Here is a 23,841-nt window from a genome sequence, read left to right as displayed (position 1 = left end):
TGTATTTGAATCTTTTTTAACCAACAAATATATCCTTTTTTTCTGTCAATCTGTAGTTGATCCTATCGATGATCTCCAATAAATCACTTATTTCATCAATTACGAAATCGGCACCTGCATTCAAAAAACGGTTTTCTGCATGTTTCATCCGTTTTTGCAGATCATATGGGTCCATTTCGTTGATTTCTGCTTCTGAAAGGCCGATTTCACTGCCGCCTTTCAATACGGCAACAGTCCACATTCCCGCAGATATGCCTTCTTTAATGTCACTGATCGTATCGCCGACTTTAACGATTTTGCTGAGGGGATACACTTGGAGATTCATCGCCGTCTTAAAGCACATCCAAGGGGCAGGCCTTCCTGTAGGCACATCGGTAGACGCAACAATCGAATCTGGATGATAGCCCCATTTTTTCGCCTCTTCTTTAACAACATCAATCATTTCACGAGTATACCCTGTTGTCGAACCGATTTTTATTCCTTGCTGCCTTAAACGGCCGACTAATTCAATTACGCCTGGTATTGGCTTGGCATTCTCCTTAAGAACCTTAAAAAGCAAAGCCTCAAAGTCCTTATATAATGATTTTAGATCTCTTTCGTCTGCTTCTTTCCCGAATTTAGTAATCCATAAATTGGAGATTCGTTTCATTTTCAGGAGTTCCTTTATATGATCCATTTTCAATAAACCCATAGGTTCCCTTGCTTCCTTAATTGTAATATCTATCCCCCTTATCCTGAATATCTCGACAAAAGCTTGGACCGGTGCAAAACAACCATAATCCACCGTCGTTCCTGCCCAATCAAATATCACTGCCTGAACCTCTTTGCATTCTTTTGCACTTTCCAATCTATGTTCCCCTCCTCTTCCTTACCTCCTCCAAAATCACCAAACATGGTAAACCTGTTAAAACCCATAAATCCCCTCCTGGTGATAACCGGGTATAAAGAGAACTCATTTTACTTCTTCCAAAAATAACTGTAAATCTTCTTTAGTAGCTTCAGAGAGACGTTTAATCTTTTCAAGGTCCTTGTCCGGATTCCCTGACTCCCCAATTAATGGGTAAAGGTTTTTCTCAATCCTTTCATACCAATCGGGGTATTCATCTTCCACTTGCTTTTCTATCGAATCCCAAGTAGAACTGATCTCTTTTCCCATTTCTTGAATTTGCTCTGAATCCGACTCCGTACTTATTTCTGATTCCAATCCTTTTATGGATTGAATCACATCGCCGACACCTTTTTTAATTACCTCTGCATTTTGGGTCTCACCCGTATTGGAATCCGGATTTTCATTCATGACTGGACTTTTTTCTTGTTGAGACTCGTCCGGTTCAGCTGTATTGTTGCAGCCTGACAGCAATATGGCTCCAAGGACAACCCCACTAGTTATTACACGGAAACCATTCAGCATAATCCCTCCTTCATGATTTAAAAGACAGATGTCACCAAGCACTTGTTGGCACAACTCTCTTTTTCTATGGGAAATCATATTCTAGCTGATTAGTGATTGAAGAATTGTGTCTGAGGAATTCCATAGAAGTAAACGAAGCATTACCTTAAATTAAATCAATGGTATAGAGCCAAAGCTATAACTTTTCAGAATTAGGGGAACCAGAAACAATATTTAATTCATTCTCCATATACTTCGCTTTTTTTCGCCGAATGAAAAAGAATGAACAGATAACGATCAAGCTAAATAGCATGGTAAAGATAAACTGTGGACGCTGCGAATCGATAAATGCCATTAATATTAACACGGAAATCATGGAAATTATCGTTGCATAAGTCAAATACGGGAATAGCCACATTTTGATCTTGAAAATTCCGGGATTCTCTTTCTCCATTCTCTTCCTTAATCGCAGATGGGAAACCGCAATGGCCAGATAAACAAGAATTCCGACTCCGCCCGAGGAATTCACTAAAAAGAAAAAGATTTTATCAGGTGAAACATAACTGAAAATGGTGCTGATAAAGGCAAACAAAGTAGAGCCGACTACAGCAAATATAGGGACACCGTTCTTGCTCACTTTTGAAAATAGCTTTGGAGCGTCACCCTTTTGTGCAAGTGAAAATAACATGCGTGAACTCGTATATAATCCCGAATTCAAACAGGAAAGCAATGCAATGAGAATCACTATATTCATGATAAGGGCAGCAGAAGGGATTCCCATCATTTCAAGTACGGCAACAAATGGACTTTTCAGCAAAGAAGCCGAATTCCAGGGTAATAGCGTCACTAGTATTGCGATGGACCCAATATAGAAAATCAGGATTCGCCAAACCACACTATTCAATGCACTTCTAACTGACTTAACAGGATCTGTCGTCTCACCTGCGGCAATAGCTGGAATTTCCACGCCAACAAATGCATGAAATACAATTGCGACTCCAACAAGCACAGAACTTAGTCCATTTGGAATAAAACCGCCAAAATCCAAAAGATTGGAAGCGCCAGGTGGTTTTATCGTTGGAATAAACCCTAATATCACTGCCACACCTAGGCACAAAAATAGTATGATACTGATTATTTTAATGATTGAAAACCAATATTCGAACTCACCAAACGATTTTACAGAAAAAATATTCGTCATTTTCAATAGGATAATCAATGATAGACTTATGACCCAGACGGGAACGGAAGGAAGCCAGCTGTGTATGATCGCAGCTCCCGCTGTTGCTTCCAAAGCAATTACGATAACCCAAAAGAACCAATATAACCACCCTGTTGTAAAACCGGCCCATTCACCAATCCCCTCTCTTGCATAAACGGCAAAAGATCCAGTATTGGGATTCACTGTGGCCATTTCCCCAAGCATCCTCATGACTAAAACAACAATCAAGCCTGCCAAAACGTATGATAATACCGCCCCAGGGCCCGTTTGACCAATAATGATACCGCTTCCTACGAATAAACCAGCGCCTATGACACCACTCAAAGATATCATCGTTAAATGTCTTTGTTTCAGACCTGGTTTCAGTTCTTCCTGTTGATGTTTCATACCCTCCACCAACTTTCAATATTTTGGGGAATCAACTAAGATAATCGCTACTTGAATGTAAAAACAAGGCTTTTCAGCTGCCTGTCCTTTACACTTTCACAAAGATAGTGGGAACTTGGAACATGGCATTTTCAAACAACACAGGAGATGACGCTATGAACTTAAGATTCTATATCACTAGTCCTCCTTCCTTAAGGCTATTTTGAAATTCGAAGCAGATTTAACATCACTACGTCATGATGTTAGTACCACTTTCTATGTGTATAATACACTCTGATTTTTTTAAAGTCAATTTAAAAATCAGAATATTTAGATAACAAAATGAAAATTTTCAAATAAAACAAACGGTGTCCATTATGTCTGCAATTTTATTCATTTTACTTCTTTAACCTTGGAGGTTTCATCCAACACACTTTCCATAGCTGACTTTACGGCCTTCTGCTTCCTATCCAGCATTTTCTTTAAAAGGTATGAAAAAAGCAATGTAAACGCAATCCCCTTAACAATCGATGTATAACCGTAAACAAGTAGGCCCAATATCAGTACGATAAGATTAATAATCCTTATTGTCGCTGCAATATCTATTTTTTCATTTTTATGATGTAAAATTAAGGCGATTACGTCAAATCCAACAGTGGAGGCATTTGCTGTTATACATAAATAATATCCTATCGCTATCAAAATTGACGAAATGATAATCACTAAAACGATGTTTATATCAAAATTAATATTCAATGAATAAAAAAAATTAAAAAATACCATATAGCTAAGGGAACTTACAATCGACTTAAAAAAGTACTCTTTCCCTAGAAAAACTAAACAAATGATTAACAGTAATCCTGTAACGAAATTGGCTAGCATGGCAATGTTATAACCCGATAATGCATTCAATAATAACGCCGAGCTAGTTACCCCACCATTAATAATTTCATTGGGAACGATTAAATAAGCATAGGCAAAGGTCATGGAAATGTTTCCTGCGATAATTTTCAATAAATCCTTCATAAAATTCTCACCATCCCTCTCGATATTTTGATAATGCTTTTTCCCCCCCTAAATATATATTTACTTAAACCATAAGATACACATTCATCTCTTATTCTGATTCGAACCTTCACCTTACGATATTTTTACAATCACATACTTATGTTTCCTTTTGAATGTCCAATTACCTTTTTCATGTTGGAATTATCTTATGATAGTGGTAGTTTGTTTAAAGGGAATATAAATTGCAGAGTCATTATTATCTAGGAAGCAACGTTTCTTTCATAACTATCCAATGGTTCTTGTTAAGGGGTACAAAAAATATAACCAGAAGTAACGATTTAGGGTGCATATCCTCTATGTGCATTATTTTATATATTTCATTTGCTTCAATTCTGAATCCCAAGTCGTTTCATTCTCCTAATTAGATTTGCATGGTCAATTTCGAGTTTAGAAGCTGCCTTTCGAATGCTTGGTGAAGATTTTAGGGCTTCTAAGATTATCTGAGCTTCAAACTGATTCATTGCTTTCTTCAAATTAAAATGAGCAGTGGGGGATAAATGATATTCCTCATTTTCAGTATCGCTTTCTAATTTCCAATTATCTCTAATATGTTCAGGCAGGTCTCTAGGGAATATGGAAGGTACTGATGTTGATACCACCAAATACTCTATTATATTTTTCAGCTCACGAACATTTCCTGGCCATTGGTAACATTCCATAAGCTTTATAGTTTCAGGCATTATTTTTTTTATTAAACCGAACTGCTCACAAATCATCTTAAGGTAAAAGTCAATAAGAGGTAAAATATCAGATTTCCGCTTTAATAACGGTGGTATATCTAGATGGATCACATTAATCCGATACCATAAATCTTCTCTGAATTGCTTTTTATTAATAAGTTCCCTTAGATCTTTATTGGTCGAACAAATTAATCGAAAGTTAAGAGGAATTGGCCTTGTATCACCTATACGGGTAATAGCTTGATCTTGAAGAACGCGTAGCAATTTAGCTTGCATCAACAATGGAAGTTCACCAATTTCATCTAATAGGATGGTACCCATATTCGCTTTTTCAAAAAAACCAGCCTTTCCCCCTTTTTTAGCTCCCGTAAACGCTCCATCAGCAAATCCAAATAATTCCGACTCAAATAATTCAGATGGGATGGCCGCACAATTCACTTTAATAAAAGGGGCTTCTTTTTGTGGGCTGTACTGATGAATGTAATTAGCCAACACTTCTTTACCTGTCCCGGAGTCACCTGTAATGAGTACAGATGTTGGAAATGCAGCAATTTTTTTTGCCTTTTCTATTAAATTCATCATTTGCTGACTTTTAAATATAATTTGCGGATGGCTCATGCTTTGTTTTGCGTCAATTTCTTTATCAAGTTCCATTTTTCTTGTTTGACTTTGTAAATGATTCAAATAAGTTATATCTCTTACACTCGTAACTATCATTTTTACCTTTTTCTTTGAATTATCCAAGACCGGAGTAGCTGTTGCTACAAAGTATTTACATTTATTTATTTTCTGCATGATAGTGGTAGTTTTCTTAGACTGTAAGGCCATATACGCAGCTGATTCATCAAAATACTCCAATAATACTAAATCTCTAATATCTTTACCAATAACTTCAGTACGATTTATTCCTGTCATCTCTTCATAAGCCTTGTTAACTTCTATAGTGATTCCATCTTCATCCACCACATAAAGTCCGTCTGAGGAAAAGTCAATGATTGTACGCATTTGTTTATTCGTGGCCTCTAATTGTTGTACCTTTTCTAGAAGTTCATTTATTCCCAATATTATTCGCCTCCTTTTGTTGTCATTTTATTACCAGGATGGTGACAATTCAACACCATAATTTTTTACGAAGCACTATTTTTGTACGATTTTCCTAATATTCCAAGTTCGGCATGTTTCTTGCATTAGTATTTCATTAGTAAAATCTCTTTAACAATACTAAGAAAGGGTGATAAAATGGCTATACTTGATTTGCCTCGGAATATTTTAGTTGAAAATGGTGCCATTCATTATTTAGGCAAACTAATTAGATCAAAAGGAGGGAGAAAAGTTTTCATTCTCATGGACTCTTTCTTGGCTAGACCTCCTTTAAACCTCCATGAAAAGATAAGCCTTATCTTAACGAAAAGTGGCATAGAATTTAAATTTTTCAAAAATTTTTCAGGAGAACCGTCTACCCAACATGTGGAAGACGCATTAACGCATTTCAATGACTTTCAGGGAGATTGTGTACTTGGCATAGGAGGAGGCAGTGCCATTGATTTAGCAAAGGCATTATCAGTTTTCGGTAAATCAATGGATACTGAATGGAATAGCATACCTCATTACCAAAAACTAGATCGGCTCCCTCTTTTTGCAGTTCCTACAACTTCTGGAACCGGATCTGAAGTTACTAAAATTATGGTTATCACGGATTTTGTAACGAATATAAAAATGAATCCAAGTCATCCGGACCTTGTTCCAGATGTGGCAATTTTAGATCCGGAATTAACTTTAAGCCTCCCCCCCAATTTTACGGTCTATACTGGTCTCGATGCTCTTTCACATGCTATTGAAGCCCTTCTTTCGAATAGGGCAACCATCATGACCAAATTATTCTCTCTTGAAGCTATAAAACTAATCGAAAAATCACTGCCAAAAGTTTTTGTGGATGGTTCAGATATCGATTCTAGAAGAGAAATGATGTTGGCAAGCTGTTATGCAGGCATCGCTTTTTCAAACGCCTCCACAAATTTGGCCCATGCAACAGGTCGAGCGTTAGGAGCGAGGTTCCACATTCCACATGGACTAAGCGTAGCATTGCTGATGCCTTTTGTTATGGAATTCAGCCTAGATTCCTGCCAAGAATATTTTACAGAAATAGCTTTGGCACTTGGCGCCTCTCCCTCTCTCAGTAAAGAGAACCTTACTTTATTTCCTATTTCTATACTAGAAGAATATAATGAAAAGTTCGGTGTTTGGAATGACGGACTTAAATATATAGATACCCAAAAGTTAAATTCCGAAATTCCAGCATTAGTTTCTGATGCTCTTTCAGGTAATGGAATAGCCACCAATAGAAAAGTTCCGACTGAGCAGGACATTCGGAATGTTTTTCACTTATTAGCTGAGAAACTATCTAACCGAAATTCACAAACTTTACCAGAAATAAAAATAAAGTAACCGAATAATGAGAGCGCATACTATCCGCCCAATCTGAAAGGTTTAACTTTAATTGAAGTGCCTAAAAGCTGATCTAAATAAATACATTCACTATAAAAACTTCTTGAAAAACATATTGAAAATAATTCCAAATTCACTATTAGAGTTATCAGGTACTGGTAAATAGATTAAATTGTCCCCCACTCAGATTATTATTTATGGAAATATAATTGAATACTTTATTGAACTCTTCTTCATATTTCCAACCATTTTTTTGAATTTATCAATGTTAGGGAGGAAAAGAGATGGAAATAAAAAAGGGCAAAACACTCTCACGCGTGGTGGGGGCTAGTCTCATTGGTTCAACGATTGAGTGGTATGACTTTTTCCTTTACGGTGTAGTCGCTGGAATTGTATTCAATAAGCTATACTTTCCTGCTGATGATCCGATTGTATCCACTTTGTTAGCCTATGCCACATTTGCTGTGGGGTTTATAGCCCGTCCTGTGGGAGGATTAATTTTTGGTCATTTCGGAGACAAAATCGGTCGGAAAAGCATGCTGATAACCAGCTTAGGAATTATGGGCGGGAGTACTGTATTAATCGCCCTTATACCCACTTATAACCAAATTGGAATATGGGCTCCTATCTGCTTGCTTATCTTAAGAATATTGCAAGGGATTGGTCTAGGCGGTGAATGGGGCGGTGCTGTACTAATGACTTTTGAACATGCACCAATAAAAAAAAGGGGGCTATATGCAAGTTTTCCACAAATTGGACTATCAATTGGGTTGCTTTTGTCATCTGGGGTTGTGGGAGTACTTTCTTCTACTTTATCTGACAGTCAGTTCATGTCATGGGGATGGCGAACAGCTTTTGCGCTTAGCTCCATATTGATATTCCTTGGTTTATGGATTCGGCTTAATGTTTCAGAATCACCTGAGTTTAAAAAAGTGAAGGAAAGTAACATAGAATCTAACATGCCCATAAAGGACATGTGGAAAAATAATACTGGCAATGTCCTGGCTGGCATGGGTGCAAGATATATAGACGGAGTGTTCTTTAATGTTATGGGTGTATTTTCAATTACCTATTTAACAAACTCCCTTGATTTATCACGTACCGAGGCATTACTCGGTGTGTCCGCAGCAGCATTTGTCATGTGCTTTTTCATTCCTATCTTCGGTCATGTATCTGACCGGTTTGGAAGAACTCGAACCTATTTAATTGGTAGTCTTGTTACAGGACTTTCTGCACTTCCTGCTTTTTGGATAATGTCGAATAGTAATGGCAGCACCCTTGTAATCTGGTTGGCACTCATCATCCCTCTGGGAATCTTTTATTCGTCTGTTTATGGGCCTGAAGCTGCTTTATTTGCAGAGCTATTTGATGCTCCTGTCAGATACACAGGAATGTCTTTCGTATATCAATTTTCCGGAATTTTCGCAAGTGGTTTGACACCTATCATTGCCACTGCATTATTAGGTTATAATAATGGATCTCCTATTTTACTTAGCTTGTATGTCGTTTTTGCTGGTTTAGTGAGTGCAATATCGGTTTGGTGGATTGGTAACAATAAACATAAAACCACTCCAAAAATAAAGTCAGAAGCCATGATAAAAAAAGGATAATTCACTTAATTATTTCCACCAAGTATTATTCCGCAATAAAAAAGTTGAGGGGTATGCCCCTCAACTTTTTAGTGTTCCATTAACTATTTCCCAAGAAATGTTTTTTCGATAAGTTGTCGATTAACCATTTCAAGTTACTGGTAAAGCTGACTCATCTTTCATCAGCCTTTTTCGATAAACCATATTGGACAGCTGTACACTCACTTCAAATAGCACAAGCAGAGGGACGATAACCAAAATGTCCGAAATGATATCTGGAGGCGTAATCAGGATCGAGATGATGACCAGGACGAAATAAGAAATCTTACGAGACTTTTTCAACACTGTTGGATTGATGATTCCTAATCTGGTCAGGAACATGACCACAAGCGGCATTTCGAATAAAATCCCGAAAGGTAAGATCAAATTAATCATGAACCGAAAATACTTTTCCGCTGTGAACATCATCTCGAACTGCCCAGCCGATAGGGAAGTGAGGAAGCCCAGCACTATTGGAAACAACACAAAATATCCAAATGAGATACCTGTGATGAATAGAATGAACAGCCCTGGAATGAACCGAAATGTAACTTTTCTCTCTTCCGGTTTTAACGCTGGAGCCACAAAGCGCCATAACTGATAGGCTGCCAGCGGAATCGTTGCAGCTATTGCGCAAACCGCAGCGATAATCATATAAACCCACAGGATCTCACTCGGACCGAGCACGGCAAGCTTTCCTTCCAAATCCTTAATGAGCAGTTCATAAATATCCTGTACGAATATGAAACTCACTATGAAAAAAGCAAGAAAACCTATCAATGTTTTAATGATTCTGCTTCGGAGTTCCTCCATATGCTCTATAACATGTAAATCCTTACTCTCCACTTTCACTCCTCCTTTTTAGATATTTTCTTGCTATATTACAAATAGCACTTCCCCTCAAACTCTTCTCATGAAAAGAAGCAGGCGAGTCTTTCCGCCCGCTATATCTCATTTAATTCATCCCTCTTTTTTAACAGCTCTTAACGCGGCTTTATTCTCGTTTTCATCCTCTTTTTCTGAATCATTCACCAATCCTTTGGTGGCACTTTTGAATTCGGATAATGTCCGGCCAAATGCACGGCCTATTTCCGGCAGCTTGGACGGTCCAAAAATAATCAGTGCAATCACTAGGACGATTACCAGACCAGGTATTCCAATATTTGAAAGCATTCTTATTCACTCCTTTGATATTCTCATTTTTCTTTCGCAATGTCCTTGTCAAGCATCATAATCGTTCCCTATCAATTAGTGAGTAACTTTCCCCTGCTTGTTCAATCTTTGTTTTTCATGTGCGCGATTATGGGCACGTGTCCGATCTTCCTCGACTTCGTTCGTTTTTTGTACACCTTCCGTAACTGCTGCTGATGCAACCTTTCTCAGCCCTGTTTGATCCTTATCAAAAACAAAGGATGCTCTTGTCGATATATCCGCACCTGGTTCTGTCACGAATGGGACTACACGGTAGTCCGCCTTCCATTGTTCTGGTGTTACTTTGCATCGGACATATCCCCGGTAATCATTAAAGAACTTTATATGTGGATTCTGACTTAGTATTTTATCCGTATCCGCACGCTTATCAGCACCATTTCCACCAGATGTGATGGAAGTGCCGACAAACTCCACACCGAAAATCTTGGAATTTGGATCATCGAAATCCGTCTTTAAATTGGCTGCCCAGCTTGCATGTACATCACCGGTCAACACGACCAGATTTTCCAGGTTGTTTCTTTTGATTACATCTATCAAACGATCACGTGCAGCCGGGTAACCATCCCAGGAATCCATGCTGAATTTGGGTGCGGTTGGTGTTCCATAATTCCTTTGTGCAAAGAAAATTTGCTGAGGCAGTACATTCCACTTCGTTTTTGATTTTGATAGATTGTCAGTTAGCCACTGTTCCTGCTCGGGACCTAGTAATGTCCGCTTCGGATCAAGTGACTCAGGCGTTTGCGGTGTACTTCCATCTCCGTTTGCCTGATCATCGCGGTATTGACGTGAATCCAATACAAAGAAAGAGGCCAGGTCGCCATACGTGAAATTTCGGTATAACCGCATATCCGCTCCTTTAGGCAAAGACGATTTACGAAGGGGCATATGCTCATAATAAGCCTGATAAGCCGCTGCCCTTCTCTTGATGAACGCTTCAACCGATTGCCCTTTTTCCGGGATGACATTTGCATAATTGTTTTCAACTTCATGATCATCCCAAGTCACGACCCATGGGAAAGCTGCGTGTGCGGCTTTTAAATGGGTATCAGAGCGGTATTGTGCGTATCTATTTCGATAATCCTCAAGCGTGATGATCTCTGGACCACTATGTACACGGACATTACCTGTAGAAGCAACATATTCATTTGGGCCATATTCATATATATAATCGCCAAGGTGGAAGACAATATCCAAATCTTCTTTTGCCAAATGTTTATAGGCCGTATAATAACCATGCTCAAATTGCTGGCATGAAACAAACGCGAATGACAAGCTCGAAACACTCGAACCTACTGGCGGAAGTGTTTTCGTTTTCCCAGTCTGACTTACTTCCCCACCACTTTTAAAACGGTAAAAATAGACCTTATCAGGTTTTAACCCGCTTACTTCCACATGAACGGAGTGGCCAAGTTCCGGCCTGGCTATTTCCTTGCCTTGCTGGACAATCTTTCTGAAATTCTCATCCTTTGCCACTTCCCATTTAACGGAAATGGCTTCTTTTGACATTCCTCCGCCATTCAACGGATCAGGTGCCAACCTTGTCCATAAAACTACACTATCCGAGAGCGGATCACCTGAAGCTACACCGAGAGTAAATGGATAATCACTGAATTTCGGGGCAGCATTCACTTCAATCCCGCCCATTGATTGGGCAAGGGCAAGACCTAATGAAAGTCCGGCAAGCTTACTTGCTCCCTGGATAAAGTTTCGGCGGTCCATATTCTTACCTAATTCGCTCCAATTCTTAATTAAATCATCCATTGCTCTTTCATTATTCATTGATCTTTCCCTCCTATTATTTGAATCTGGTTCAAGTATAGAAGGGCATTTTTAAAGGTGTATGAAGAAATGTAAATCAATAAATTTCCAATTAGGATTTTTCAGGCAGGACTAATGGTCCCCATTGAACACAAAAAGAGATTTTATTCACTCATTCATTTACATAGACCTACAAACTTTTACATTTACCGACAGACTTTCATCCTATTTCTCTTAATGAATCATTTATTTAATCGTTACAAATAACTAGGTTTAAGCTCAAATAGGATGCAGCAATTAATGCTTCATATTAAGTGATAATCGTATTTAAAAACCGAAGGATACGATTATCGTTTAAGTTTTATTCGCTTTGATCTGCGAATCATTTTCGTACCCTAAACAAGTTGGATAGTTTTCTGATTTTTAATAATTAGCACTCTTTGCTGATACTGAGTATTTGTTTGTTTCGCTTGACATTAACTTTCTTCAGAGCTGCAATCCTCAATTATCATTTTTAGTCATATTTTGTAAAGAGTCTATCACCATATCAAATTCGAATTAAAATGGGGACAAAACAATTCACTCTACACATGAACCGCAAAATTTTTATTAATAATCAAACCAATATCCTCCTCTATACGTTTATTTATAGTGAAGGGAGTAAAATTCCGACTTGATTAAAAAATTTCAAAGGATGGTGGTTAAGAACCAGCATATTGACAGGTATTCGATTCTCCTGTTCATCTATCTGGCTTAATGGATCGTATTTTAACAATTATCAAGAAAAATATTTAACGAGGTGAAGAAATGTTAAAAAAAATGAAGTTTAATATTGTATGCTTTATCGCCTTACTATTTATGGCTATTCTACCAAATGTAATTGAGGCTTCTTCTACTATAGGTAAAATCCCAGTGTCAGAGATAGGCTTTGACAGCCACATCACCAACAATTCCCTTGCTGTAAGTCCGGATGAGCAAATAGCGGTTGTCTCAGATAGCCGTGAACAATCCGTCCTAGTCTACGATCTTACCAAGGGCAAGTTGCGCAAAAAGATAGACGGCTTTGGTTCACCGAGAAATATTGTGTTTATTGATGGAGGCTCAGAGTTTGTCGTTTCAGACAGCACGCTCGGTATGCTTCGTTTTTACAGAACAAAAAACTTCACCTTGAAAGATGAAGTCGTCGTTGGTCCAGGTGCATTCGGGACTGCTGTCAGCCCTGATGGAAAGACATTATATGTGAACAATCAAGCACACAGTTCCGTCACTGTCGTGGATTTGGAAAAACGAAAACCGGTGGCAGTCATTACCGGTTTCGCCCAACCAAGACAAGGCATTAAAGTCTCTCCAGATGGAAAGTTCATCTTTGTCACGAACTTTCAAGGAGATAAAGTAACCGTCGTTGAAGCCGCAACACAGAAAAATATTCGTGAAATATCAGGATTCTCTATGATTCGCGGAATCTCGATCACCGCTGATGGAAGTACATTGTATGCCGCGAACAGCGGACGTAACAGCATTTCTGCAGTTGATACCCTAGACGGCAATATAAAGAGTGAAATCAAAGTGGGGCGTGAACCATATGGTGCTGCTCTTTCGCCTGATAACAAGCTACTTTTTGCAAGCAATAAAACTGACAATACGATCGACGTAATCAATATAGCTAATCACCGTGTAGTTAAAACAATTGACGGTTTCAACGAACCAAGACAAGCAATTGTCTTTAGTCACGACGGGGAACGGGCTTATGTATTAAATCGGGATCTTTCTATTGCGCGTGTGAATGTTAAAACCTTCTCCATCACGGATATAATTCAGGATGAGTCAAAAAAGTACAAGCTTAAAACGCTAAGATCAAACAAAGTAGGGAAATATTTAGCAGACCAAGATGGCATGACACTTTATTATTTCACAAAAGATGATTCTAGCGTCAGTAATTGCAAAGGTCAATGTAGTGAAATTTGGCCGACTTTCCATGCAGATAACATCATCACCACTAGAGGTTTTGATAAAAAAGAGTTTAAAACAATCATAAGAGATGACGGACAAAAGCAAACAACGTATAAAGGGCATCCACTTTATTACTTTGTGAAAGATAAGCAGGCAGGTGATATAAATGGACAAGGCCTCAATAATGTCTGGTTTGTTTTAGGCAAAAAGGTTTTTGAGGAATAATTAAGTTTAGTTTTGCACAAAAAGATAGAAAACTCTAAAAAAACCATTCATATAAAGAACATAAGAAAAATAGGTTTGTGTTTCACTAATAATGGTCCTAGGGTATAATAAATGTCACTTTTTTATTCTGGAATTTGCATAGCGCATATTTTCCGTGAAAAACTACCGAGAACCCCTTATACAAAAACTGATTTTTAATGAAGTACCGTTATACCAAATCGAATAAGCTGTTGCTGTTGAATAAAGATTGTTAATAATAGTTTCTTATTCATGAGTAAAAATCTAATAAATCAAAGCCACCTTCTAGGTGGCTTTGATTTATCTAAATAAGGTACAGGTTTATAATCTTCATAAAATCCCTACTTGATGGTGATAGGTTCTGCCGACAAAACACAGATATTATACGCTATCGCGTTTCTCACTATAGACCCCATTAAAGAATAAAACGGTTCTTAGTTTATTGATAATAGCCACGGAGAAGGGAATCCCATATAGATATCCCAGTATAATAGATGGAATGGCTTTAAACCGGTGTTAAACCCCTGATTTTTCATATATTTCATTACCAACCTAATTTCCACATCACAACCTATAACGTATCACAACATTCCCGGATATGTAGGCAACACAGAAGACAATAACTTTTTAGAAACAGGATGTTTTAATCGTTCAAGTTGTTCCATATCTTCCAACCATTCTACAACCTCACCCTTGTACATTACCGCTAGACGGTCTGCGATGTAATTGACAGCCTGTAAATCATGAGAAATAAAGAGATATGAAAGTTGAAACTCTTCTTTTAATTGTGCCAAAAGGTTTAATATCTGTACTTGAACTAGAGCATCTAGAGCACTTATAGCCTCATCAAGTATAATTAACTTTGGCTTTAAGGCAATCGCTCTTGCGATATTGATTCTTTGTAACTGCCCTCCACTGAACTGATATGGGTATTCATGAATATCTTCCTGGCATAACCCAACAATCTCCAAAAGCTTTTGTACTTTCTTTTTCACTTGAACAGACGAGAGCCTCTCGTAATTCCTTATCGGCTCAGCAATGATTTCCCCTATAGTTAGTCTAGGGTTAACAGCGCTATTACAATCTTGAAAAACAACTTGCAGATTTCGCCGTAACTCCTTTAATTCTTTTGCTTTTAAACAATAAAGACTCTTCCCCAGAAACCAAACCTCTCCCTGATCCGGCTTTTCCAGTCCCAGAATAATTTTGCCCAGGGTACTCTTTCCAGATCCACTTTCTCCAACGAGGCCTAAACAAACTCCTTCTTCCAAAGTTAGAGAGATGCTCTTATTGGCTTCCACAGCTTTACGCTTCCCAAAAACAGAGTTCCCTAGCAAGTATGTTTTCTTTATACCTCTCAACTCAAGCAAGCTCATCCTTCATCCACCCAACTTTTTAACTTGATTTTACACATCGTACTAGATGGTCTTTTTCATACTCTTTAAATTCAAGATTATAACTTGAACATGTATGATCTGCGTCATCACACCGTTCTAAAAAAGGGCATATTTTTTCTCTATTCATTAGATTGGGGCGCGAAACGCTAACATGTTTTACAGTCATTATCTTTCTTCTTGTTAATCCAAGCCTGGATTCTAACAAGACTCGGGTATACGGGTGCATTGGGCGATTGAACAACTTCAACACTGGTGCTTTCTCAACGATATAGCCGCCATACATCACAGCTACTTCGTCAGCTAACTGAGCTATCACCCCTAGATCATGTGATACTAATAAAATGCATGTATTGTATTCTTTCCTTAACTTATCCAGCTGTTTCAAAACCTGGAGTTGGTTTGTCACATCAAGTGCAGTCGTCGGCTCATCAGCAATGATGATAGATGGACTTAAAGACATCGTAATCGCAATCATAACTCGTTGCAGCATCCCGCCGCTTAGCTGAAACGGATATTGCTTCAAGACATTTTCTGGATTTGGTAGGTCTGTTTTTTCCAAGTACTCCAAAGCCATTTTCCGCGCTTGCTGCTTAGTGATAGGCAAATGAGTTCTAAGTGTTTCAATAAAATGCCGCCCTATCGTCCTCACAGGATTAAAGGCGATCATTGGGTTTTGCATAATCATTGCGATTTCACTGCCCCGTACTTTCCTTATGTCTTCTGTGGAAACATTTAAAAGGTCTATATTGTTAAACTTGATGCTCCCTTGCACCACCTTTGCCTTGTCAGGTAAAAGATTTAGCAAAGACATGCATGTCATCGTTTTCCCTGATCCACTTTCTCCGACAATGCCCAACACTTTCTCCCAGCCTCGAGGTTAAAACTGACATCATTGACAGCCTGAGTCACTCCATACGGTGTCGATACAATAACCTTCAAATTTTCTACAGTTAGAATGGGGTGTTGTCCCATCTTCCATCCATCCTCCCTTCTATTCCTTTTTTAGGTCTAGAGCATCCCTCAAAGCTTCGCCAAACAAGTTAAAAGCAAACACAACGATGAAGATCATCAACCCAGGGTAAAGCATCAATGAAGGGGTTTCTCTAAAAAATGGCTTACTATCATTGATCATCATTCCCCACTCTGCCTCTGGCGGCTGTATGCCAAGACCAAGAAAAGAGAGTCCAGAAATTGCTAAAATAACTCCTCCGATGTCCATAAAGATTAATACAACAACTTGAGAAATGATGGCAGGTAAAATATGTTTGATGACAATGACTCTCATTGGTGTCCCGCATATTTTGGCTGCTAAGACAAAGTTTTGCTCCTTTACACTAAGAACCATTCCTCGAATGACGCGTGCATAAAAAACCCATTGGACAAGCACCATCGCCAAGATCAGATTGCCAAGACTCGGTCCTAAAATTCCGATTAAAGCAAGGGACAGAAGAAAGCTTGGGAATGCCATGAGTATGTCACACATTCTCATGAAGAGATAATCAACCTTACCCCCTATAAAGCCTGCATAAATACCAAGTGGGATACTAATAATCATCATTAATCCCATGACAAGGAAAGCTGTACCCAACGAGGTTCGTGTTCCATAGATTAATCGGGACAAAATACATCTCCCTAAATGATCAGTCCCCAATGGAAACTGAGAGGAGGGCCCTTGCAGCTTCTGAACGATATCAATCAAGTTCGGATCATTAGGAGCCAAAAAAGGAGCAAAAAGAGCCAATACTGTCAGGAAGGAAATAATCATGATGCTGATCATCATGAGCTTATGTGTCATCAGCTTTCGTTTCACGTTTTGCACCACTCTTATTTCTCTCCCTCCCAGCGTATACGAGGATCCAGGAAAGAATATGTAAGATCCACAAGAAGATTACAGACCACAAAGATCACACCCATAAATAATACACACCCCTGAATCATCGGATAATCTTGATTTAATATAGATGTGACAAATAACTGTCCCATGCCGGGCCAAGCAAAAATTGTTTCAACAATAACCGCTCCGCTTAGCATGTTACCGAAGCTCATGCCAAGTCCAGTTATCACAGGTAGTAAGGACTTTTTTAAGACATGCCTGATAACGATTAGTCTTTGGCGCAACCCTCTCGCTCTAGCATAAACAACAAATGGTTCATTCAAATTTCCCAGCATACTAGCCCGAAGCAATCGCATATACGTACCTATATGCGCAAAAGCCAATGTCAAGGAAGGAAGCACTAGATGAGCCAAAGTCCCCCTTCCCAATACAGGAAATAAATCTAACTTTACTGATAAAAAATAGATCAAGAGAAAGCCAAGCCAAAAGGTTGGCATAGAGACACTTACAAAGGCTAATATTCTGCTAAACTGATCAACAAATTTCCCCTTGTAAATAGCAGAAATCATTCCTAAGGGTAAACTAATAACAACAATAAAGATAAGTGAAGCAAATGTTAATTGAACTGTTGGGAAGAAATGTACCACAATTTCTTCCCATACAGAGTTATTGGACACATAAGACATCCCTAAATCCAATTGCAACACTTTTCCCAGCCACTCAAAATACTGGGCATATAAAGGCTTGTTTAATCCAAGCTCAACTCGAAGGGCTGCCACTGTCTCATCCGTAGGAGGAATATGTGACGCCCTTAAGTAAGCTACTGCCGGATCTCCAGGAATTAAGTGAAGCAAGATAAAAGTGATGAGCGAAATTCCTAATAAAATTGGAATTAAACTTGTGAGACGTTTAAATATAAACCAACTCATGTAGCACTCCTTAAGTTGTTTTTAAGTATCCCCACTTCAATTAACATCAATTGAAGTTAAAGGGACCTCAGCTTCTTGAGGTAAAAAATCTACTCCACTAATGTTTTTTTGATACACTGCTATATTAGACTGATAAGATATCGGTAAATAAATAGCTTGTTCGTGCAATGTCGTTAATATATCGGAATACAGTATTTTTCTCTCCTCCTCGTCTGTAGTTAATAATACTTTTTTAATTTTCTGGTCTAATTCTTTCTTTACTGGCAACCCTAATTGAGCGTTATAATCTGGACCACCATTTTCCGTATTTGTCGTCATAGCTGCTAAATAGGAATGTGGATCAAACGGTACAGCCCAAGTAGATGTAAATAATAAATCAAATTCACCTTGAAATGCATTTGTCCAAAAAGTATTAGTTTCTTGACTAGTCAATTTAACATCTATTCCTAGCTTTCTAAAATCACCTTGGGTAAATTCTGCGATTGACTTTTGGATGTTGTCTGTACTATTAAACAGTAATTCCAATTGCAATTCTTTTCCGTCTTTTTCTCTAAATGGTTTCCCCTTCACTTGTTTCCATCCAGCATCATCCAATAACTGTTTTGCTTTTTCTGCATCATATTCATAAGGCTCAATTTTAATTTTCGTGTATGGCAAAATAGGTGGAAACAAAGTATCAGCCTTTTTTTCCATACCATAAAAGATCTTATCAATAACAGCCTGTTTATTAAAAGCATGTTGGAGCGCTAACCGAACTTTAAGATCTTTAGTCGCTTCTCTATTTGAGTTAAGAAGCAGCGTTCTAGTAGCTGTAGGTTCTGACAATTTGGTTTCATATTGCCCTGAATTCTTCAAAAATTGGAATGAATCTTGGCTTATGACCCCGTTTCCAAAAATAAAGTCGAGTTCTTTTTTCTCAAAAGCTAATACTCTTGACTCACCGTCAGTAATGACTTTAACAACCACCTTATCTACTTTAGGTTTAGTACCCCAATACTGTTCATTCCTTTTAAAAACTGCAAACTCATTTTTCTTATATTCGCTCAATACCCACGGTCCTGTGCCAATCGGAGACTTGAGTCCGTCCTTAAATGTGTTTTGACTGTCAGGAAAAGCAGCTTCTCCTACAAATCTCAACGGTCTGATGTAAGTTAGTTCTTGAAGAGTTGGATAATACGCGTTGTTCAAAATAAGTTTAAATGTATATTCATCTATTATTTCAGTACCTTTGATTTGGTTAATTAATTCCACCCATTCATGTTGTTTGCGATTATCTAAAATGGTATCAAAGTTTTTCTTAACGATTGCAGCATTAAAGAGGGAACCATCTGAAAATTTAACATCTTTCCTCAGATGGAATACATATTCTTTTCCATCTTTCGATATATCCCAGCTCTCTGCAAGCCAAGGCTGAATTTCTCCGCCTTCACCGTAATAAACAAGGGATTCATATACCATAGCCTGGGAAAAAAACTCATTCGGAAAATATGTGTGTGGATTTAAGTCACCTATATCCCCAGGCCATGAAAAAGTAACAACTTTTTGTTTATCTTTATCTGATGTATTTTCTTGATCTATTGTTGTGTTGCTGCAACCAGTAACAAAAATTGTGAAAATTACTAGTAGTCCAACAAAAGAATGAAATAATTTAGACCGTTTTAAAAACATGTTTTCTCACCTTCAATTATGGAATTTTATCTATTTGAAAAATTACGAAATATAAAAAAGCATTTCCAACCAGATTTAACGGTCAGAAATGCTTATAGTTTAAGAACAAATTCGTCTTCTAGCACTCTAACACCTCCCTATCTCCCGTAGGTTTAACAGCATTTTTAGAACGGGCAGGTTTTCTGACTTAGGTTCATCATCTCCATGCGTCTTCCCGGATATTATCCAGTGACTTTCTTGCATAGGACTCACCAATACAGCGGCGGGACCGTGCCGGATTTTGCACCGGCTTCCCTTTTAAATATTCGCTATTAAACGAATATACCCATTCCAATAAAATATGAAATTTTCCCTCATCTTCATAGTAAAATATAGTGCTTGTCCATCTTAAAATTATTAAGTCAAAACCTTTTGATGCTTCCTTAACACTTTAATAGTTTCATCTCTAATTAATTTTTGATAAACTCAGCAACTAATCATTTCCATCCTAGAAATAAACTAAAAACAGTTTGTAAAAAGGAGAACAACTATCTATTCTTAAGAATTTAACAAATATTAAAAACTCTCCTATATTATACGGTTTTACGATTACAACTCTCTAAAAATGGATATTAACTATATGAAAATAAAATCAAAAAGTTTACCTAATACAAATTATATTCCTTATCACAAATTTATGCCATATCAAATTAAGATCCTGATGTTTTTTAACGGTTCGTTTTGTACGGAGGCAATAATCTTATACAAACAGTTATTTGTAACGACATATATGAATGATAGTGTGTAGATTTTTCATTTTCAGATTTGTATTGCTCCCTCCCGAATAAGCTGTTTTTATAAGTGAATACTCACTTTTTTATTTGAAAGCAACCTAATTTATGTAATAATAGATTCATAACAAAAAAAGAAAGTACTTGAGGGATTCTACATTGGAGAGTATGGAAGAATTACATGAAAAAATTGAGATATTGAGGAAAGAATTAATAACTACGGGATTGATATATGGATTTTCTTCCCCAAAAACATTACATAAAAGCCAGGAACTAGATAAACTGTTGAATTTACTTTGGCATGAAAAAGAATCAAATGGTTTAGAATATGTCTAAAATCAGGAATGAAACCTGATTTGATTTTTCTACTAATACTCATGGGATCATTACAACTGCTGGAACTATCACTCGGAGTTATTTTGAAATTTTTTTTAATAGTCACTGTGTAGTTCATGCAGCATATTTCCTTTACTTCATCACCTCGTATTCTTTTCTTGGACTCGTGGACTAATTTTTTCTGTAAAATTCATTGAAATGATCATCCCTTCTTACCTAATGCTTCTTAGTTTAGTTTTCTTCGTTTTATTTTGTTTGTTGGAATTGTGCCGTAGAACAAATTATTTAGGGTCATTTTGATCACATTCTTTCTCCCCATTAAAAAGCATCCAAAATGAATGGATGCCTTTTTATCGAATTTTTCTTTTATGTCCTGCATTTAATAACAAACAATCTATCTCATCTAAGTTTAGGAATGGTGTGAGTTTTCAAATATCAACGATTCATTTAAATTGTCATGGACAACCTAATATTTCTGCTGAGTTAATGAATTTTTACTATTTTAGTAACTGAAGTCCTTTCAATTCAGGGACAACATTGCTTATCTCCCTTCCAGTAACCGCTGCAACGAGGTTCTTCGCCGCAAGCATGGCCATATCAAATCGTGTTTGATGAGTAGCTGAACCTATATGCGGCAGGGTAACCACGTTCGGCATGGCTAAAAGCGGATTGTCAGGCGATACGGGTTCCTGTTCAAATACATCCAAACCAGCTGCAAGGATTTCTTTAGTTCGCAGTGCTTCTATGAGGGCCTTTTCGTCCACCGTCTGACCGCGGGATGTATTGATAAAGATCGCAGATTTTTTCATCAGTGCGAATTGCTCCCGTCCCATAAGATGCCTCGTCTCCGGAGTATAAGGGACCATTAAAATAACGAAATCGGATTCCCGTAAAAGGTGCTCTAAAGAGGAATAGGTTGTACTTAGCGTTTCCTCCACTTCGAATTTTCTTCGCCGATTATGATATAAAACTTCCATGTTAAAACCGAATTTGCCTCGTCTTGCAATAGATTCCCCAATCCTCCCCATACCGATGATGCCCAATGTTTTTCCATGAACATCAACGCCAAAGAGGGGTTCATCGCCTTTATTTCCCCACTTGCCATCCTTTACAAACTTGTCCAGTTCCGGTATACGACGGGCTGCTGAGAGCATTAAGGCTAAAGCTAAATCGGCCACGGTTTCATCGAGAACATCAGGTGTATTTGTACCGATTATGCTTCTCTTTTTCATTGCCTCTAGATCAAAGTTGTTGTAGCCTACCGAGATATTGCTGACAGCCTTTAGACATGGTGCATGGTCCATAAGTTCATCATCTATTTTTTCTCCGGTGATGAGCAGTCCCTCCGCATCGGAAATTTGCTTAAACAGCTGGCTTCTGGTAATGGGTTCAGGGCCGTTCCATTTTTCATACTGGCAATACTTCGAAATAAATGCCTCTACCTCGGCCGGTACTGGTCTTGCTATATACACTTTTGGCATCAATTTATGTCCTCCTCGGTTACACTATTCTTGAATAGGATGTTTTACAATAAACCAATAACAGATTGCGGCGCATCCGGCGATTAAACCGCCAGATATAAAGGCAAGAGAGTAAGAGCCAGTAGCATCCACTATCATGCCTGCCACAACAGGGGAAAAGGCTCCACCAAAATAACCGCCAAAATTCTGAATTGCACCTACGGAAGCAACCATGGAAGGAGGAGCAATATCACCGGCAAGTGCCCACGCGCTGCCTGTAATGGCAGAAATAAAACAAAGAGCGAGGGTAAGTAATGTTAAGGTAATAGCGAGCCCTTTGACAAGTGGAACTGCACATACAACGATAGCGGCCGAGATGGCACATATACTAATTAAGGCACGCTTTGCTTTAATAGGTGTAGTAATTTCCTTGTCAACCAATTTTTTAGTAAGATATCCTCCGAAAATATTGCCAAAGATTCCGCCAAGCCAAGGAATACCAGCATATATACCCATTTCTTTAAGTGAGACATGATGGACATCAAACAAATAAAGGGGAAGGAAGACAAGGAAAATGTTCCAGATCCAAATGGTACAGAAGAAGCCCAGAATCATCCCCCACACGCTTCGATATTTAAATAACGAACCCCATTTTATTTTTGATGATTGAATGCCTTGCTCTACTCCACCACCTTCCGACTTAATGTATTCAAATTCCTCCTCGGAAAGTTTTTGGCTTTTTTCAGGATTTTTATAAAAAATAACAAAACCGATTGCGAAGATGATGCCGATCACACCCGTTATATAAAACAACGCTCTCCACCCAAAAGTCACCATAATGAAAACGAGAAGTGGCGGTGCAATGGCTGGTCCCCATTTGGACGAAGAATCCCAAATTCCAGTTGCCAAGCCTCGTTCCTTTTTAGGGAACCAATACGATGTGATCTTAGCCATCGTAGGAAAACACGGTGCTTCTCCCACTCCAAGTAAAATCCGTGCAGCAATAAATGAACTCATTTTATGAACGGCTCCCGTTAAAATGGTCGCACCACTCCACCAAATAAGCGCGATTGTATACACCTTTTTGGTCCCGAACCGATCGATCAGCCATCCGGAAGGAAGCTGCATTAATGCATAACTCCAAGAAAAAAAGGTTCCCAACAACCCGATTTCGGTCACGCTTAGTCCGAGTTCCTTCATCATTTCGGGAGCTGCAATGGAGAGGTTGGCCCGATCAAGATAGTTGATTATTCCCCCAATCAATAACCAGATGACAACGGTCCAGCGAAATTTCCGGCCAATATTTAATGGCTTTTCTTGCTTTGTTTCCACTCTTGCTTCCATACCTTATCCCCCCTTGTTATATAAAACGCCATAATTGGCAGCGCTTCCAAAATAAGAAAAAGCCAGAGTTCACGCTTGGATAATATGTATATACAAGGAGGTTTTTGTTTTATAATATAAAACTCAGTTTTTGTTTTGCGA

19 protein-coding genes and 1 riboswitch are annotated in these 23,841 nt (G+C 38.2%); of the genes, 4 read left to right on the top strand and 15 right to left on the bottom strand.

Annotated elements, in window-relative coordinates:
• Positions 1-16: 16 nt before the first annotated feature.
• The 5 genes from phnX to NYE63_RS11995 all read right to left on the bottom strand — a co-directional run bounded on the left by phnX (position 17) and on the right by NYE63_RS11995 (position 5,788).
• Positions 17-847 (bottom strand): phosphonoacetaldehyde hydrolase, encoded by an 831-nt coding sequence (phnX, locus tag NYE63_RS12015; protein WP_342605301.1) that lies wholly within the window; start codon positions 845-847, stop codon positions 17-19.
• Between the two features lie 105 nt (positions 848-952).
• Positions 953-1,411: a hypothetical protein gene (locus NYE63_RS12010; protein WP_342605300.1), complete on the bottom strand. Its 459-nt coding sequence runs from the start codon at positions 1,409-1,411 to the stop codon at positions 953-955.
• A 175-nt stretch (positions 1,412-1,586) separates the two neighbouring features.
• Entirely contained in the window at positions 1,587-2,999 is a 1,413-nt protein-coding gene (locus tag NYE63_RS12005) for an amino acid permease (RefSeq protein WP_342605299.1), read from the bottom strand.
• 372 nt (positions 3,000-3,371) lie between these two features.
• Positions 3,372-4,004, bottom strand: a complete 633-nt coding sequence (locus tag NYE63_RS12000) for a YitT family protein (protein WP_342605298.1) — start codon at positions 4,002-4,004, stop codon at positions 3,372-3,374.
• 368 nt (positions 4,005-4,372) lie between these two features.
• Complete coding sequence (locus tag NYE63_RS11995; protein WP_342605297.1) at positions 4,373-5,788, bottom strand: sigma 54-interacting transcriptional regulator; 1,416 nt, start codon at positions 5,786-5,788, stop codon at positions 4,373-4,375.
• A 177-nt stretch (positions 5,789-5,965) separates the two neighbouring features.
• Between NYE63_RS11995 and NYE63_RS11990 the strand changes: the two genes are divergently transcribed.
• Both NYE63_RS11990 and NYE63_RS11985 read left to right on the top strand, forming a co-directional pair.
• The gene (locus NYE63_RS11990; protein ID WP_342605296.1) at positions 5,966-7,171 is read left to right on the top strand and encodes an iron-containing alcohol dehydrogenase; all 1,206 of its coding nucleotides are present in this window, start codon (positions 5,966-5,968) and stop codon (positions 7,169-7,171) included.
• A 284-nt stretch (positions 7,172-7,455) separates the two neighbouring features.
• Complete coding sequence (locus NYE63_RS11985; RefSeq protein ID WP_342605295.1) at positions 7,456-8,781, top strand: MFS transporter; 1,326 nt, start codon at positions 7,456-7,458, stop codon at positions 8,779-8,781.
• Positions 8,782-8,910: 129 nt separating this feature from the next.
• On the opposite strand, the gene tatC is transcribed toward NYE63_RS11985, so the two are convergent.
• The 3 genes from tatC to NYE63_RS11970 all read right to left on the bottom strand — a co-directional run bounded on the left by tatC (position 8,911) and on the right by NYE63_RS11970 (position 11,790).
• On the bottom strand, positions 8,911-9,645 hold the full coding sequence (gene tatC / locus NYE63_RS11980) for a twin-arginine translocase subunit TatC (RefSeq protein WP_342605294.1): 735 nt from the start codon (positions 9,643-9,645) through the stop codon (positions 8,911-8,913).
• Between the two features lie 114 nt (positions 9,646-9,759).
• A complete protein-coding gene (locus tag NYE63_RS11975) occupies positions 9,760-9,972 on the bottom strand; it encodes a twin-arginine translocase TatA/TatE family subunit (RefSeq protein WP_063233420.1) in 213 nt (70 codons plus the stop codon).
• A gap of 75 nt (positions 9,973-10,047) precedes the next feature.
• Positions 10,048-11,790 carry an alkaline phosphatase gene (locus NYE63_RS11970; protein ID WP_342605293.1) on the bottom strand — a complete coding sequence of 581 codons (1,743 nt, stop codon included), beginning with the start codon at positions 11,788-11,790 and terminating at the stop codon, positions 10,048-10,050.
• 891 nt (positions 11,791-12,681) lie between these two features.
• Between NYE63_RS11970 and NYE63_RS11965 the strand changes: the two genes are divergently transcribed.
• Complete coding sequence (locus NYE63_RS11965; protein ID WP_342605292.1) at positions 12,682-13,944, top strand: beta-propeller fold lactonase family protein; 1,263 nt, start codon at positions 12,682-12,684, stop codon at positions 13,942-13,944.
• A gap of 599 nt (positions 13,945-14,543) precedes the next feature.
• Here the strand turns inward: NYE63_RS11965 and NYE63_RS11960 are convergent.
• The 5 genes from NYE63_RS11960 to nikA all read right to left on the bottom strand — a co-directional run bounded on the left by NYE63_RS11960 (position 14,544) and on the right by nikA (position 19,790).
• Positions 14,544-15,338: a dipeptide/oligopeptide/nickel ABC transporter ATP-binding protein gene (locus NYE63_RS11960; protein WP_342605291.1), complete on the bottom strand. Its 795-nt coding sequence runs from the start codon at positions 15,336-15,338 to the stop codon at positions 14,544-14,546.
• A gap of 19 nt (positions 15,339-15,357) precedes the next feature.
• Entirely contained in the window at positions 15,358-16,215 is an 858-nt protein-coding gene (locus tag NYE63_RS11955; RefSeq protein WP_342605290.1) for an ABC transporter ATP-binding protein, read from the bottom strand.
• 135 nt (positions 16,216-16,350) lie between these two features.
• Entirely contained in the window at positions 16,351-17,181 is an 831-nt protein-coding gene (nikC, locus tag NYE63_RS11950; RefSeq protein WP_342605289.1) for a nickel transporter permease, read from the bottom strand.
• A gap of 2 nt (positions 17,182-17,183) precedes the next feature.
• Positions 17,184-18,122: a nickel ABC transporter permease gene (nikB, locus tag NYE63_RS11945; protein WP_342605288.1), complete on the bottom strand. Its 939-nt coding sequence runs from the start codon at positions 18,120-18,122 to the stop codon at positions 17,184-17,186.
• A gap of 36 nt (positions 18,123-18,158) precedes the next feature.
• On the bottom strand, positions 18,159-19,790 hold the full coding sequence (gene nikA / locus NYE63_RS11940; RefSeq protein WP_342605287.1) for a nickel ABC transporter substrate-binding protein: 1,632 nt from the start codon (positions 19,788-19,790) through the stop codon (positions 18,159-18,161).
• Between the two features lie 154 nt (positions 19,791-19,944).
• Positions 19,945-20,134: riboswitch (cobalamin riboswitch) on the bottom strand.
• Between the two features lie 594 nt (positions 20,135-20,728).
• Between nikA and NYE63_RS11935 the strand changes: the two genes are divergently transcribed.
• The gene (locus tag NYE63_RS11935) at positions 20,729-20,896 is read left to right on the top strand and encodes an aspartyl-phosphate phosphatase Spo0E family protein (protein WP_342605286.1); all 168 of its coding nucleotides are present in this window, start codon (positions 20,729-20,731) and stop codon (positions 20,894-20,896) included.
• 497 nt (positions 20,897-21,393) lie between these two features.
• On the opposite strand, the gene NYE63_RS11930 is transcribed toward NYE63_RS11935, so the two are convergent.
• Together NYE63_RS11930 and NYE63_RS11925 are read right to left on the bottom strand one after the other, a co-directional pair.
• Positions 21,394-22,380, bottom strand: coding sequence for a D-glycerate dehydrogenase (locus tag NYE63_RS11930; protein ID WP_342605285.1), 987 nt, complete (start codon positions 22,378-22,380; stop codon positions 21,394-21,396).
• Positions 22,381-22,401: 21 nt separating this feature from the next.
• On the bottom strand, positions 22,402-23,700 hold the full coding sequence (locus tag NYE63_RS11925; RefSeq protein WP_342605284.1) for an MFS transporter: 1,299 nt from the start codon (positions 23,698-23,700) through the stop codon (positions 22,402-22,404).
• Positions 23,701-23,841 lie beyond the last annotated feature (141 nt).

Origin of the sequence: Peribacillus sp. FSL E2-0159 (genome assembly GCF_038643155.1) — a bacterium.
Classification (GTDB): domain Bacteria; phylum Bacillota; class Bacilli; order Bacillales; family DSM-1321; genus Peribacillus; species Peribacillus simplex.
The sequence above is the reverse complement of the archived record's forward strand: the minus strand, read 5'-3'. Positions and strand labels throughout refer to the sequence as shown.

Bases quoted from the DNA above. Each gene is read 5' to 3' on its own strand.
- NYE63_RS11935 (WP_342605286.1), top strand. From the start codon at position 20,729: ATGGAAGAATTACATGAAAAAATTGAGATATTGAGGAAAGAATTAATA.
- nikA (WP_342605287.1), bottom strand. From the start codon at position 19,790: ATGTTTTTAAAACGGTCTAAATTATTTCATTCTTTTGTTGGACTACTA.
- NYE63_RS11925 (WP_342605284.1), bottom strand. From the start codon at position 23,700: ATGGAAGCAAGAGTGGAAACAAAGCAAGAAAAGCCATTAAATATTGGC.
- NYE63_RS11990 (WP_342605296.1), top strand. From the start codon at position 5,966: ATGGCTATACTTGATTTGCCTCGGAATATTTTAGTTGAAAATGGTGCC.
- NYE63_RS12010 (WP_342605300.1), bottom strand. From the start codon at position 1,411: ATGCTGAATGGTTTCCGTGTAATAACTAGTGGGGTTGTCCTTGGAGCC.
- NYE63_RS11970 (WP_342605293.1), bottom strand. From the start codon at position 11,790: ATGAATAATGAAAGAGCAATGGATGATTTAATTAAGAATTGGAGCGAA.
- NYE63_RS12005 (WP_342605299.1), bottom strand. From the start codon at position 2,999: ATGAAACATCAACAGGAAGAACTGAAACCAGGTCTGAAACAAAGACAT.
- nikB (WP_342605288.1), bottom strand. From the start codon at position 18,122: ATGAGTTGGTTTATATTTAAACGTCTCACAAGTTTAATTCCAATTTTA.
- NYE63_RS11985 (WP_342605295.1), top strand. From the start codon at position 7,456: ATGGAAATAAAAAAGGGCAAAACACTCTCACGCGTGGTGGGGGCTAGT.
- NYE63_RS12000 (WP_342605298.1), bottom strand. From the start codon at position 4,004: ATGAAGGATTTATTGAAAATTATCGCAGGAAACATTTCCATGACCTTT.
- NYE63_RS11960 (WP_342605291.1), bottom strand. From the start codon at position 15,338: ATGAGCTTGCTTGAGTTGAGAGGTATAAAGAAAACATACTTGCTAGGG.
- NYE63_RS11975 (WP_063233420.1), bottom strand. From the start codon at position 9,972: ATGCTTTCAAATATTGGAATACCTGGTCTGGTAATCGTCCTAGTGATT.